Genomic DNA, 13673 nt, shown 5'->3' with positions numbered 1-13673 from the left:
CCGCATGGCCCTAACATCTCTGTGTATGGAACAGCTCGTGCATGGAACAGGCGATCCGGGGCGGGCGCCGCAGGACACCGCCGCGGCGCCCTTGGTGAGGGGGATGAGGTCTTGCCCGCATCAGGTGAGCGAGCTGCCGCAGCCCCTTCACATTGCTGGGTTTTTCTTGCATCCGGGATGTAACTTTTTGAATCAAATCGTGTCCTGAAAGGTTTTTCCGCGTTCGCCTCGTCTGGGACGACGTGCTAGACAGCCTTCGCCCGGCTGATTTGCGGCGGATTCACTGCAAGCCAGCCGATCGGGGACATCAATGGGGTCGTTGACATGAGTTTGAAGGGGGCGGGCCACAAGGCCGAACCGAGGCAGGCGCTGCGCGTCGGCGTGATCGGAGCCGGCGTGATGGGAAGCAATCACGCACGCGTGCTGGCCGGCCTGCCGAATATCCATCTTGTCGGCGTCGTCGATCCTGTTCCGGCACACCGCGCCCGCGTCACCGATCTTGCGAATTGCGCGACTTTCGAAACCCTCGACCAGCTGGTCGAGGAGGGTGTCGATGCGGTAACCGTCGCAGCGCCCACCCATCTGCATCACGAGATCGCGCTCGCCTGCATTGCGCGCAAGGTGCATCTTTTGGTTGAGAAACCGATCGCCTCCAGCGTCGAGGAGGGACGTGACATCGTCGCCGCCGCGCATCGCGCCGACGTCACGCTGATGATCGGCCATGTCGAGCGCTTCAACCCGGCGGTCGCCGCGATCAAGAAGGCGATCGCGGGCGAGGACCTGCTGTCGATCGCGATCACCCGCGTCGGTCCGTTTCCGCCGCGAATGTCGAATGTCGGGGTCGTGATCGACCTTGCCGTGCACGACATCGACCTCATCCGATGGTTCACCGAATCCGACATTATTGAAGTGCAGCCGCAACTCTCGAGCGCGGTGGCGGAGCGCGAGGATATCGCGCTGCTGCAATTCCGCACCGCCTCGGGCGTGCTGGCCCACATCAACACCAATTGGCTGACGCCCTTCAAGGCGCGCAACGTCACGGTGGCGACGCGCGGCAAATACATCATGGGCGATCTGTTGACCCGCCAGGTCACCGAGTGCTTCGGCTTCAAGCCGGACGGCAGCTACTCGATGCGCCATCTGCCGGTCGGCCATGACGAGCCGTTGCGCGCCGAACTGCTCGCATTCCTGCACGCGGTGCGCTCCGGCACCGGGCCGGCCGTCACCGGCGACGAAGGCGTTGCGAGCCTCGAGATCGCGACGCAATGCCTCGAGCGGTCGAGCCATCGTCCGGCCGAAGCCGCCGCCCGCAAGCAGCTGCGTGCAGCCGGCTAGTCGCCGCGGCATTCTTCAGTCCAATCGTGTTTCTCATATCGTAACGGCAGCCATGAACCAGCATTTGCGTCAACAGCCCATTCCCTTCATCGACACCGCTGCGCAACGTCAGCGGCTCGGTACGGCGATCGATGAGGCCGTTGCGCGGGTGCTGGCCCATTGCCAATTCCTCGGCGGTGCCGAAATCGCGAAGCTCGAGTCCGAGCTTGCCGCTTTCTGTGGCGCCAAATATGCGGTGAGCTGCTCGAGCGGCACCGATGCGCTGCTGATGGTGCTGATGGCGCAGGGCATCGGTCCCGGCGATGCGGTGCTGTGCCCGTCCTTCACCTTCTGCGCCACCGGCGAGGCCGTCGCGCTGACCGGCGCGACCCCGGTGTTCGTCGACGTGCTGGAAGAGACCTTCAACATCGATCCGGCCTCGCTCCGTCGTGGCATCGCGACCGCCAGGCTGCTCGGGCTCAAGCCGAAAGCGGTGATCCCCGTCGACCTGTTCGGCCAGAGCGCCGATCACGATGTGATCGCCGCGGTGGCGCGGGACGAAGGCCTGTTCGTGCTCGACGACGCCGCCCAGGGCTTTGGCGCCAGCTACAAGGGCCGTCGCATCGGCACCTTCGGCCTTGCGACAGCAACGAGCTTCTATCCGGCCAAGCCGCTCGGCGCCTTCGGCGACGGTGGTGCGATCTTCACCAACGATGCGGAGCTCCTGGAGAAGCTGCGCAGCGTCCGCGTCCATGGTGGCGGCAGCGACAAATACGACAACGTACGGCTCGGGCTGACCGCGCGGCTGGATACGATCCAGGCTGCGATCCTGCTCGAGAAGCTGAAGATCTTCGAGGACGAGATCGCGGCGCGCAACAAGGTCGCGGAGCGCTATTCCAACGGCCTCGCCGATGTCGTGAAGGTGCCGGAGCTGGCGGAGGGCTGCACCTCCGTCTGGGCGCAATATACGATCCGCCTGCCGAAGGGCGTCGACCGCGATCAGTTCCAGGGCGCCTTGAAGGCGCAGGGTATTCCGACGGTCATCTATTATCCGAAGTCGATGCATCAGCAGACCGCGTATCGGGTCTTCCCGGTGGCGGACGGCGGCCTGCCGGTCAGCGAGCGGCTGTCGAACGACGTGATCAGCCTGCCGATGCACGCCTATCTCGACGAGGCCACGCAGGATCGGATCATCGAGGCGGTGCACGGCGCCGTGTCGGCCTGATCGAGGGCGTCCCTCCGCCGGCAGCGGGGGAGGGGACGCTCTCGCGTTCTCCGCTTCAAAGTGGTCCGTCGATGCTTTAGAAGCGGCGCATGCTCGGACGCATCTTCACCGTCGGCGGTTACACGCTGCTGTCGCGCCTCACCGGTTTCGCCCGCGACATCATGCTGGCCGCGATCCTTGGTGCCGGCCCGGTGGCGGACGCCTTCTTCGTCGCCTTCCGCCTGCCGAACCATTTCCGCGCGATCTTCGCCGAGGGCGCCTTCAACGCCGCCTTCGTGCCGGCCTATGCGCATGTGCACGGCGAGAAGGGGGAGGCCTCGGCCAGCCTGTTCGCCGACCGCATCTTCACCTTGCTGTTTGCCTCGCAGGTCGTGCTGCTGATCCTCGCCTGGCTGTTCATGCCGCAGGCGATGACGATCCTGGCGCCCGGCTTCACCGAAGATCCGGCCCAGCGTGAACTCGCCATCGAGCTCACGCGCATCACGTTCCCTTATTTGCTTCTGATCACGCTGGTGACGCTTTACGGCGGCATGCTCAACGTGATGCAGCGCTTCGCGAGCGCCGCAGCCGCCTCCATCTTCCTCAATCTCGCGATGATGGCGACCTTGGCGCTTGTCGCGTTTTTCCCGACCGCCGGCCATGCCGCGGCCTGGGGCGTGTTGATCTCCGGTTTTCTGCAATATTTCCTGCTGGCGGGCGATCTGGCCCGGCATGGCGGCCTGCCGCGCTTTGCGCCGCTGAAGCTCGATGAAGACATCCGCGCCTTCTTCCGCGCCCTGGGACCTGCGACCTTGGGGTCAATGGGCACGCAGGTTGCGATGTTCGCCGATACGATCATCGCGACCTTTCTGCCGGCCGGTGCGCTGTCGGCGCTGTATTACGCCGACCGCCTCAATCAGCTGCCGATCGGGGTGATCGGGATCGCTGTCGGCACCGTGCTGCTGCCGGAAATGTCGCGGCGGCTCACCGCCAATGACCACCAGGGGGCGATGGAGAGCCAGCGCCGCGCTTTTGATTTCACGCTCCTGTTCTCGGTGCCGTTCGTTGCCGCCTTCCTCGCGGTGCCCGATGTCATCACGCGCGCGATGTTCGCGCGCGGAGCCTTCACGCGGGGGGATGCCGCGGCGGCTGGCGCTACGCTCGCAGCCTACGCGGTTGGCCTCATTCCGTTCGTGCTGATCCGCAGCGCGGTCTCGACCTTCTATGCGCGCAAGGACACCGCGACCCCGGTCAAGGCATCCTTGACCGGTCTTGCCGCCAACATGCTGCTCAAGGTGCTGCTGATGGGATCCTTGGCGCAAGTCGGACTCGCCCTGGCGACCGCCATCGGCGCCTGGATCAATCTGCTTCTTGTGCTCGGCTTCGCCGTGCACAAGGGCTATCTTGAGTTTGATAGCCGGCTCCGCCGCTCGCTGCTCGGCTTTGCCGTGACGGGACTCCTGCTTGCCGGAGCATTGTGGTTCACCGCAGGTGTCGCCAAGGTGCAATTCGCAGGTCTCGGTAGCTTCCGCGACGAGGCTGTGCTGGCCGTGCTGATCGTAGTCGGCGCCATCATCTATGCCGCTGCGATGCTCGGCCTGTTCGGCCTACGCTGGCTCAAGGCGCTGGTTCTGCGAAGCTGACGTAATCGAAGGTTTTGTGAAATTCAGTCGGCGCGCTGCCCGCTTTCCTTTTTGACGCACGGATGGGACCTGCTCGGACTATCCCATCCTCCGCGAATTTCCGGACAACTACACGAGCTGTGGACACGAGCTGTCTTGCGCCTGACCTGTTCGGCCGATAAGGTTCGAGGCGGGGATTGGGCGTGATCAAGAAAACTCACATCCGGGGCATCGCGAGGACGGCGGTCAGCATTGCGGCCGCCTATATCTTTGCCTTGCAGGTCGTTCTGGCGAGCCTCGTCTCGGCCCAGATGTCGGCACCGGTTCTCGACGTCGCCCAAGCGCTGTGCGTGGACACCGGAATTTCCCACGGGTCCGACGCGCCGAAGTCACCCGATCCTCATCGCGGCTTTTGCGCCATCTGCGCGTTTGCAGCTCACGCCTCGCCGCTGCCGCAGGCGGAAGCCGGCGTCATCCGGCGCGTCCCCGCGGCTGCCCATCAGGTTCTCGCCGCGGCGCTGCCGGCGCGCGATGACCGTCTGCACGATCCCCGCACCTCGCAAGGACCACCAGAGAACACGTAACCGACGTTTGCAGGTTTTCGTTCTCCAGAGGTCCCATGATGTCTCGTTTCGTAACCGCGCTTTGCGCGGCGACGTGCCTTGTCACGTCGTCATCCTACGCCTCGGCTCAGGCGCAACAGAGCTCACAACTGCCGCCGGTCAATGTCGAGCCGCCGCAGCCGCAACAGGCGAGGTCCGCGAGGTCCAGCACCGAGCAGGCCCGGCGTGCAGGGCGCGCGCCACAACCGACTGCGTCCCAGCCGGCGACCGCACCCGCCCAGCCTTCCGCCAGCCTGACCGTGCCGGACACGCAGCGGGCCACTCGCGCGATCGAGCAGACGCCCGGCGCCGTCGCCCTCGTGCCGGACACCGCCTACAAGAATGCGCCAGCGCAGACCATCAAGGACGTGCTGGATTACGTTCCCGGCGTGTTCGCCCAGCCGAAATGGGGCGACGACACCCGTCTGGCGATCCGCGGTTCGGGCCTGTCGCGCAATTATCACCTGCGCGGGACCCAGCTCTATATGGACGGCATCCCGATCAACACGTCGGACGGTTACGGCGACTTCCAGGAAATCGATCCGACGGCTTACCGTTATGTCGAAGTCTACAAGGGCGCCAATGCCCTGCAGTTCGGCGCCAATGCGCTCGGCGGCGCGATCAACTTCGTGATGCCGACGGGACGCGATGCATCCTGGTTCGACACGCGTCTCGATGCCGGCGCCTTCGGCTATCTGCGTAGCCAGGTCTCCTCCGGCGGCGCGAGCGGTCCGGCCGACTATTTCGTGACGGGATCGGCCTGGCGTCAGGATGGCTACCGCGATCACAGCTGGGGCAACGGTGAGCGCGCCAGCGCCAATTTCGGCTATCAGTTCTCGCCCGAGTTCGAGACCCGCTTCTATCTGAATGCCAACACGGTCCGGCAGCGCATTCCGGGCGAGGTCACCAAGGACAGTGCGCTGAATTCGCCGAGGACCGCCGCGACCGCCAACGTCGTCAACGACTGGCAGCGCAACATCGATACCGTTCGGATCGCCAACAAATCGACGATCCGGCTCGACAACACCGAGATCGATTTCGGCGTGTTCGCGGTCGAGCGCCATCTGATGCATCCCATCTATCAGTGGCTCGACTACCGCTACCATGACTATGGCGGCTTCGTGCGCGCGGTCGACGACCGGATCATCGGCGGGCACCGCAACCGTTTCACGGTCGGCCTCAACATCCTGAACGGCACCATCGACGCCGATCAGTTCGCTAATATCGGCGGCAACAAGGGTGGGCAGCTGTCGTCGCTGCTGCAGAAGCCGGAGAACTACACACTCTACGCGGAGAACGCCTGGTATGTGGTGCCGAGCGTCTCGCTTATCGCGGGCGCACAGTTCCTGCATGCGGTCCGGGCGCAGCAGGTCAATTTCTCGCTCAACGGCGACGTGCCCGGCACCAGCACTTTCAACATCCTTAGCCCCAAGCTGGGCGTTCTCTGGGACGTCGATCCGTCCTGGCAGGTGTTCGCCAACGTGTCCCGCAGCGGTGAGGCGCCCAGCTTCGGCGAAAGCGTCGCGCCGAACTTCCTCAATCCGACCTTTCCGACCATCCCGTTCTTCGACATCAAGGCGCAGACGGCGACGACCTATGAGATCGGCACCCGGGGCCGGCGACCCGACGTGACCTGGGATCTCGCGCTGTACCATGCCGATCTCCGCAACGAGCTGCAGTGCTTCTATTCGTCGTTCGGGACGTGCAACGTCACCAATGCCGACCGGACGATGCACCAGGGCGTCGAAGCGGGGCTTGGCGTCAGCCTGTTCAAAGGGCTCGCGGTCCATGCCGGCGAGCCCGACAGGATCTGGCTCAACCTGGCCTACACTTACAGCGATTTCCGCTATGTCAACGATGCGACGTGGGGCAACAACCGGCTGCCCGGCGCGCCACCGCATTTCCTGCGCGCGGAATTGCTCTACAAGCATCCGAGCGGCTTCTCCGTCGGTCCGAACATCGAATGGATTCCGCAAGCCTATTACGTCGACAGCGCCAACACGCTGACGACCGAGCCCTATCTGATCTGGGGCCTGAAGGCCGCCTATGACGACGGCAGGAACTTTTCCGCCTATGTCGAGGGCCGCAACCTCGGCAACAAAGCCTATATCGCGGCGACCAGCATCATCGACCGCGCTACTGCGGCCTCGACCCTGTTCAACCCCGGCAATGGTCGGGCGGTCTATGCAGGCATGAGGTGGAGGCTATGAGGATGACGATCCTGAAGGCCCTCATGGCCGTGGCTTCGTTGGTGAGGGCCGATGCGGCTGTTGCCGGTGCGGATCAAGACGCGGTCCGTGACGTGCTGATGGCCACCTTCGACAAGCCGGAGGCGCGTCTTGTGGTCGATCCCGTCGTCGTGTCGGGCGGACACGCGATCGCGGATTGGACACAAGGCGCCACCGGCGGTCGCGCGCTGCTCAGGCACGGCGCGAACGGGTGGCGCCTGGTTCTGTGTGCCGGCGACGGAATCAAGGATTCCGCGGCGCTCAGGCTCGCCGGTGTGTCGTCGTCCGACGCCGCCGAACTCGTGGCGGCACTGGCCGCGAGCGAGCAGCAACTGACGCGCGACCGCCTTGCGTTGCTGTCGAGCTTCGAAGGTGTCGTCCGCATGGACGGCGAATTACGTCAATGATCGGAGGTATGTCTTGAAATCGATCACAGCTGCAGCAGTCGGTCTGCTTGCCATCATCGTCGGCCAACCCGCCTCGGCCCATGTCGTGCTCGACAAGCCCGAGGCGCGGATCGGAAAATCCTTCAAGGCCGTGCTGGCGGTGCCGCATGGCTGCGAGGGATCGGCCACCATTCGTCTGACCGTGTCGGTGCCGGAGGGCATGATCGCGGTGAAGCCGATGCCCAAGCCGGGCTGGACGGTCGAAGTGAAGAAGGGCGCCTACGCGCGGGCCTATCCGTTCATGCACGGCCAGCAGCTCGCCGAAGGTGTCAAGGAAATCACCTGGAGCGGCGGCCGCCTGGAGGATTCCTTCTACGACGAGTTTGCGTTTTCCGGCTTCATCGCCGACACGTTCAAGCCCGGCGACGTGCTGGCCTTTCCCGCCGTCCAGGATTGCGAGACCGGGGTTACGAAGTGGGTCGAGCTGGCTGCGACCGGGCAGGACCCGCACACGCTGAAATATCCGGCTCCGCTGCTGCGTCTCTCGGCTGCCGGCCCCTTGGCTGGAGTTTCAAAGGGCGCCATAGCGATCTCCTCGGCCTGGTGTCGGGCGACACCTGCCGGTGCCAAGGTCGGAGCGGGCTATCTGACCATCACCAATGCCGGTCCCGAGCCGGACCGTCTGATTGCCGTCAGTTCAGACCTCGCCGAGAGGGCCGAGATTCATGAGATGGTCACGCATGATGGCGTCATGACGATGAGATCATTGGAGCAGGGCCTTGCGATTGCTCCCGGACAGACGGTGACCCTCGCGCCCGGCGGGATTCACTTGATGTTGAATGGGCTCAAGGCACCGCTGGTGCAGGGACAGGAGACGGTCTTGGTGCTGGAGTTCGAGCGCGCGGGCAAGGTTGCGACCCTGCTCGATATCCTCGCGGTCGGGGCCCAAGGTCCCGTCGGGCAGGAGGGAGCGGCCGCTTCCTCCGATTCGGCGATGAAGCAGATGCACCAGCACTGATTGTCGGGTGCGCGTGGCGGCGAGGGGCACCTCCCGCCACGCGGATGCGACGCAGCATCAATCGTGGATGCCGCGAAGCGTTTGCGTGGCCCGGCGATCCGCTGCAATATGCTGGCAATATTGCGAGGAACGCAACGGGAAGTGGAACAAGATGACAGCTCCAATCAAATTCGGCGTCGGTCAGAGCGTTCTCCGTAAGGAGGACGACGCACTGATCCGTGGCAAAGGCCGCTACACCGATGATCTCGCGCCATCGGCTGCATTGCATGCGCTGGTGCTGCGCTCGCCGCATGCGCACGCCAAGTTCACGATTAATGTCAGCCAGGCGCGGCTGTTGCCCGGTGTAGCCCTGATTCTGACGGCCGACGATGTCGCGGATCTCGGCGGACTGCCCTGCCTGTTCAATCTGGAAACCGACCCCTTCACCGCGCCGCCTTACCCGATCCTCGCCAAGGACGAGGTGCGCCATGTCGGCGACGCCGTGGCCTTCGTGGTTGCCGATACGCTCGATCACGCCCGCGATGCGTTGGAGGCGATCGAGGTCAACTGGACCACCTTGCCGGCGGTCACCGGCGTCGCCAATGCGGTCAAGCCCGGCGCACCGCAGGTCTGGCCCGATCATCCGGGCAATGTTCTGTTCGACGTCTCGATCGGCGACAAGAGCGCAGCGGACGCGGCGTTCGCCAAGGCTCATGCTGTAGCCGAGGTCAGGATCGTCAATCCGCGCGTGGTCGCAAGCTTCATGGAGACGCGGGCTGCCGTCTGCGAATACGACGTCAAGCGCGACCATCTGACGCTCACGGCCGGCAGCCAGGGCAGCCATCGCTTGCGCGATATCCTGTGCCAGAACGTGCTGAAGATCCCGGTCGAGAAGATGCGCGTGATCTGCCCCGATGTCGGCGGCGGTTTCGGCACGAAGCTGTTTCCCTATCGGGAATATGCGCTGCTCGCGGTCGCCGCTCGCCACCTGCGCAAGTCGGTGCGCTGGGCCGCTGACCGCGCCGAACATTTCATGGGCGATGCGCAGGGGCGCGACAACGTGACCGTCGCGAAGATGGCGCTTGCCGAGGACGGCAAGTTCTTGGGAATGGATGTCGACCTGATGGGCGACATGGGTGCCTACCTCTCGACCTTTGCGCCCTATATCCCGCATGGCGGTGCCGGCATGCTGCCGGGGCTCTACGATATCCAGGCGTTCCACTGCCGCGTCCGCACCGTCTTCACCCACACCGTTCCGGTGGACGCCTATCGCGGCGCCGGCCGGCCCGAGGCGGCCTATGTGATCGAGCGTCTGGTCGATGCCTGCGCCCGCAAGCTCGATATGAGCGTGGATGCGATCCGCAAGAAGAACTTCATTCCGCCGCGCGCGCTGCCCTACAAGACCGCGACCGGCAAGGTCTACGATTCCGGCGACTTTGCCGCCCATCTCAAGCGCGCGATGGAGATCGCCGACTGGAAGGAGTTTCCCAAGCGCGCGAGGGCGGCGAAGAAGCATGAGCTGATCCGGGGCATCGGCCTTGCGAGCTATGTCGAGGTCTGTGGCACGATGGGCGAGGAGACTGCCAACGTTCGCCTCGATCCCAATGGCGACGTCACCATCCTGATCGGCACCCAGTCGAGCGGGCAGGGCCATCAGACCGCCTATGCGCAGATCGTGGCCGAGCAGTTCGGCTTGCCGCCGGAGCGCGTGCACATCCATCAGGGCGACACCGATGAGGTTGCGACGGGCCTCGGCACCGGCGGCTCGGCCTCGATTCCTTCGGGCGGCGTCAGCGTGCAGCGCGCGACCCATGAACTCGGCGACAAGCTGAAGCAGGTCGCGGCCGAAGCGCTCGAGGCCGGCGTCGGCGATCTCGAAATTTCCGAAGGGCGTGTGCGTGTTGCTGGCACCGACCGCGCCATCAGTTTCGCCGATCTCGCCAAGCGCCCGGGCGTCGATCCCGCCAAGCTCAGCGGCAGCGCAACCTTCGCGAGCGCGGACGGCACCTATCCGAACGGCACCCATGTTGCCGAGGTCGAGATCGATCCCGCAACCGGCATCACCAGGATCGTCAACTACGTGATCGTCGACGATTTCGGTGTCACGCTGAATCCGCTGCTGCTCGCCGGCCAGGTGCACGGGGGTGCGGTGCAGGGCATCGGTCAGGCGCTGATGGAGCAGGTGGTCTACAACGCCGCGGACGCGCAGCTGGTCACCGGCAGCTACATGGATTACGCGCTGCCGCGTGCGGCCGATGCGCCGCATTTTGTGTTCGAGACCCATAACGTCCCGTGCAAGACCAACCCGATGGGGGTGAAGGGCGCCGGTGAAGCCGGTGCGATCGGATCATGTCCGGCGGTGGTCAACGCGATCATCGATGCGCTGTGGCGCGAGTGCAAGGTCGACCATGTCGATATGCCGGCCACGCCCGAGCGGATCTGGATCGCCATTCGCGAGCAACATCGGCGTCATAGTCTGTAGGTAGCTTCCCCGACATCCGCCTCAATTCCGGAATAAGCCGCCGGCACTGGGGTTGAACGACAGGTTTGCCCCGCCCAGGAAGGCTGGGTGGGATTGCGACAACAATGGAGCGAATTGATGAAGCGGACTGTGGTAGCCGTTGCAGCATTGCTGCTGGGAGCAGGCGCTGTGATGGCACAGCAGGATCTGGTCAAGCATGACCAGGAGACCATGAAAGCCAATGCGAAGAATCTTGGCGGCGTGATGATCGCGATGGTCAAGGGCGAGAAGCCTTACGACCAGACCGCGGTCAATGCCGCGCTCGCGCAGCTCGACGAGACCGCCAAGAAGCTGCCGACGATGTTTCCGGACAGCCTGAAGGCGGCGAAATTCGGAGGCGATTACAGCCCCTCGCCGAAGATCTGGGAAGACAAGGCCGGCTTCCAAGCCAAGATCGACAGCTTCGCCAAGGTCGTCACCGAAGCCAAGGCCAAGGTGAAAGACCTCGACAGCCTGAAGGCGGTCGCGCCTGCGATCGGCAAGGAATGCGGCGGCTGCCACGAGACCTTCCGTCTCAAGAACAGCTGATGGGCAGTCTGCAGGACGGGCGGATGCATCTGCATCGGCCTGCCTATCTTCTCGTGTCGGGGCGATGCCCGGTCTGGCTCGCCCCGACATCGCCTCGCGGCCACGCTGCCAGGGCATGCTGAATACGGACCAGCGATGCTGCGACGCGTTCTCATTTCGCTCTGTACACTCGGTATTGCCGCGCTCATGGCCTTTTGGTGGCTCACGCTGCCAAGGGCCATGTCGCTGGCACTCGCGCCACGCACGCCTGATCTCGCCAATGGCCAGGAGGTGTTCAACGCCGGCGGTTGCACGTCCTGTCACGCGGTGCCGAACCAGCCCGACCGGCTGAAGCTTGGTGGCGGACTGCCGCTCGCATCGCCCTTTGGCACTTTCTATGCGCCGAACATCTCGCCAGATCCGACCGACGGAATCGGGCGCTGGAGCGAAGCCGATTTTGTCAATGCGCTGCTCCGTGGCGTCTCGCCCGCCGGCACTCACTATTTCCCGGCATTTCCCTACACGTCCTACGCGCACGCCAAGGTGGAGGACGTCCGCGATCTCTTCGCCTATATGAAGACGCTGCCGCCGGTGTCCGGCAAATCGCGCGATCACGAGCTTCCCTTTCCGTTCAACCTCCGCCGCAATCTCGGCGTTTGGAAGCTCTTGTTCTTCGACGACAAGCCCTTCACGCCCGATCCATCACGCTCGGCGCAGTGGAATCGCGGCGCCTATCTTGTCAACACGTTCGGTCATTGCGCCGAGTGCCACAGCCCGCGCAATCTGCTGGGCGGCCTCATCGCAGCGCAGCGTTTTGCCGGCGGCCCGGATCCTGAAGGGCATGGCTTCGTACCGAACATCACTCAGAAAAGCCTGGCCGACTGGAGCGAAAGCGACTTCGGCTATTTCCTCGAAAGCGGACAATTGCCCGACGGCGACAGCGTCGGGGGCGCAATGACGCGTGTGATCCGCAACACCTCGCAGCTCAGTGCGGAAGATCGCGCCGCGATGGCGATCTATCTGAAGTCACTGCCGCCGGTGGAGGGGCCGCCGAAGCCAGCGAAGCCGGCCGGCTGAACGGCAGGCGGTCAGCGCGGCTTCAATCAGAAGCCTTCGATCAGCTGGAAGCTGCCGTCGCCCTGAATGACGGTCAGCGATACGTGGGGCGGATTGGATCGGCGCGCGGCGCCGAATGCGACGACCGTTCCGCCGATGTCGAACTGGCCGGTCTCGTTGATGACCCGCACCAGGTCTGCCCGGGTCGGATTGGGGCCGGCCATCTCCAGGGCTTGTCCGACCAGTCGTCCGGTCAGGTAGCCTTCGAGGGCGATGAAGTCCGGCGGCTGGTTCGGGTCCAGTGCCCTTTGCGCCATCTGATAATCGGCCACGAGCTTCTTCTGCGTGTCCCATGGGAACGGCACGACCTCTGACACGATCACGCCGCGGCCGTCGGGCCCGAGCTCCTTGGCGAGAGCGTTGGCGCCGACGAAGGATATCGCGACGAAGGTCGGGGTGAAGCCGCTGCGGTGCGCCATCTTGATGAATTCCGCGCACGGGCCGTAGGTCCCGACCAGGATGACCGCCTCCGGTTCAGCGCGCCTGATGACCTTGAACGCGACGCCGACCGCACGCGTGTTGCGCTCGAACGTGCCTTCCGCGGCGAGCTCCAGCCCGCGTCGGTCCAGATAGGTCTTGACCCCATTCAGCACATCGCGGCCGAAGGCATCATCCTGGTAGAAGATGCCGATCCGGGTCAGGTGTAGATTCTCGGTCAGGTATTTGATCCAGACCTCGGCCTCTGCCGCGTGGCTGGCGCGGATGTTGATGACGTTCTGAAACTCGGTATCGCGCAAGGACGCGGCGCCGGATACCGGGCCGATGAAAGGCACATCGTTGGAGGTGGCGATCGGCACGGTCGCCATCACGGTCGGTGTGCCGACCGCTCCGATCAATGCGAACACCTTGTCCTCATAGATCAGCTTCACGGTTTCGACCACGGAACGGTCCGGGTCGTAGCCGTCGTTGCGGCTGATCAACTTGAGCTTGCGGCCATGCACGCCACCCTTGTCGTTGATCTCGTTGAAGGCTGCGAGCAGGCCCTGCCGGGTTGCCTGTCCGATCGCGGCAGATGGCCCCTCGAGCGCGGCCACCTGGCCGAACACGATGGTATCGTTGGTCACGCCCAGTTCGTCAGCGTCTGCGACGCCGGCGAATAGACTGCAGCCGAGCAAGGCAAGACAAAAGGGAGTTCGCAAACCCGAGAGCGCCATTTTCATTCGTCTTATGAGTTGC

At 64.4% G+C, this 13673-nt stretch carries 11 protein-coding genes; 10 read left to right on the top strand and 1 reads right to left on the bottom strand.

Features of this window, described 5'->3' with window-relative positions:
- Positions 1-324 precede the first annotated feature (324 nt).
- The 10 genes from QX034_RS02980 (at position 325) to QX034_RS02935 (ending at position 12458) form a co-directional block, all read left to right on the top strand.
- The gene (locus tag QX034_RS02980; protein ID WP_315751216.1) at positions 325-1335 is read left to right on the top strand and encodes a Gfo/Idh/MocA family oxidoreductase; all 1011 of its coding nucleotides are present in this window, start codon (positions 325-327) and stop codon (positions 1333-1335) included.
- A gap of 52 nt (positions 1336-1387) precedes the next feature.
- The gene (locus QX034_RS02975) at positions 1388-2539 is read left to right on the top strand and encodes a DegT/DnrJ/EryC1/StrS family aminotransferase (protein ID WP_315751215.1); all 1152 of its coding nucleotides are present in this window, start codon (positions 1388-1390) and stop codon (positions 2537-2539) included.
- Positions 2540-2628: 89 nt separating this feature from the next.
- Positions 2629-4161, top strand: a complete 1533-nt coding sequence (murJ, locus tag QX034_RS02970; protein ID WP_315768513.1) for a murein biosynthesis integral membrane protein MurJ — start codon at positions 2629-2631, stop codon at positions 4159-4161.
- Between the two features lie 182 nt (positions 4162-4343).
- On the top strand, positions 4344-4724 hold the full coding sequence (locus QX034_RS02965; RefSeq protein WP_315729574.1) for a hypothetical protein: 381 nt from the start codon (positions 4344-4346) through the stop codon (positions 4722-4724).
- Between the two features lie 38 nt (positions 4725-4762).
- Entirely contained in the window at positions 4763-6952 is a 2190-nt protein-coding gene (locus QX034_RS02960) for a TonB-dependent receptor family protein (RefSeq protein ID WP_316194987.1), read from the top strand.
- A 2-nt stretch (positions 6953-6954) separates the two neighbouring features.
- Complete coding sequence (locus QX034_RS02955; RefSeq protein ID WP_315729572.1) at positions 6955-7377, top strand: copper uptake system-associated protein; 423 nt, start codon at positions 6955-6957, stop codon at positions 7375-7377.
- A gap of 13 nt (positions 7378-7390) precedes the next feature.
- Positions 7391-8374 (top strand): DUF1775 domain-containing protein, encoded by a 984-nt coding sequence (locus tag QX034_RS02950; protein ID WP_315727750.1) that lies wholly within the window; start codon positions 7391-7393, stop codon positions 8372-8374.
- A 151-nt stretch (positions 8375-8525) separates the two neighbouring features.
- Entirely contained in the window at positions 8526-10835 is a 2310-nt protein-coding gene (locus QX034_RS02945; protein WP_315704366.1) for a xanthine dehydrogenase family protein molybdopterin-binding subunit, read from the top strand.
- A gap of 117 nt (positions 10836-10952) precedes the next feature.
- Positions 10953-11402 carry a c-type cytochrome gene (locus QX034_RS02940; protein ID WP_315704365.1) on the top strand — a complete coding sequence of 150 codons (450 nt, stop codon included), beginning with the start codon at positions 10953-10955 and terminating at the stop codon, positions 11400-11402.
- Between the two features lie 135 nt (positions 11403-11537).
- Positions 11538-12458: a cytochrome c gene (locus tag QX034_RS02935; protein WP_315704364.1), complete on the top strand. Its 921-nt coding sequence runs from the start codon at positions 11538-11540 to the stop codon at positions 12456-12458.
- Positions 12459-12484: 26 nt separating this feature from the next.
- On the opposite strand, the gene QX034_RS02930 is transcribed toward QX034_RS02935, so the two are convergent.
- Positions 12485-13651 carry an ABC transporter substrate-binding protein gene (locus tag QX034_RS02930; RefSeq protein WP_409977717.1) on the bottom strand — a complete coding sequence of 389 codons (1167 nt, stop codon included), beginning with the start codon at positions 13649-13651 and terminating at the stop codon, positions 12485-12487.
- Between the last annotated feature and the right edge of the window lie 22 nt (positions 13652-13673).

The sequence above is a fragment of the Bradyrhizobium sp. SZCCHNR3119 genome (assembly GCF_032487775.1).
Lineage (GTDB): Bacteria > Pseudomonadota > Alphaproteobacteria > Rhizobiales > Xanthobacteraceae > Bradyrhizobium.
The sequence above is the reverse complement of the archived record's forward strand: the minus strand, read 5'-3'. Positions and strand labels throughout refer to the sequence as shown.

What these genes read in the sequence shown, in the direction of transcription:
- QX034_RS02940 (WP_315704365.1), top strand. Translation starts at nt 10,953, where the DNA reads ATGAAGCGGACTGTGGTAGCCGTTGCAGCATTGCTGCTGGGAGCAGGC.
- QX034_RS02960 (WP_316194987.1), top strand. Translation starts at nt 4,763, where the DNA reads ATGTCTCGTTTCGTAACCGCGCTTTGCGCGGCGACGTGCCTTGTCACG.
- QX034_RS02930 (WP_409977717.1), bottom strand. Translation starts at nt 13,651, where the DNA reads ATGGCGCTCTCGGGTTTGCGAACTCCCTTTTGTCTTGCCTTGCTCGGC.
- QX034_RS02945 (WP_315704366.1), top strand. Translation starts at nt 8,526, where the DNA reads ATGACAGCTCCAATCAAATTCGGCGTCGGTCAGAGCGTTCTCCGTAAG.
- QX034_RS02975 (WP_315751215.1), top strand. Translation starts at nt 1,388, where the DNA reads ATGAACCAGCATTTGCGTCAACAGCCCATTCCCTTCATCGACACCGCT.
- QX034_RS02955 (WP_315729572.1), top strand. Translation starts at nt 6,955, where the DNA reads ATGACGATCCTGAAGGCCCTCATGGCCGTGGCTTCGTTGGTGAGGGCC.
- murJ (WP_315768513.1), top strand. Translation starts at nt 2,629, where the DNA reads ATGCTCGGACGCATCTTCACCGTCGGCGGTTACACGCTGCTGTCGCGC.
- QX034_RS02980 (WP_315751216.1), top strand. Translation starts at nt 325, where the DNA reads ATGAGTTTGAAGGGGGCGGGCCACAAGGCCGAACCGAGGCAGGCGCTG.
- QX034_RS02935 (WP_315704364.1), top strand. Translation starts at nt 11,538, where the DNA reads ATGCTGCGACGCGTTCTCATTTCGCTCTGTACACTCGGTATTGCCGCG.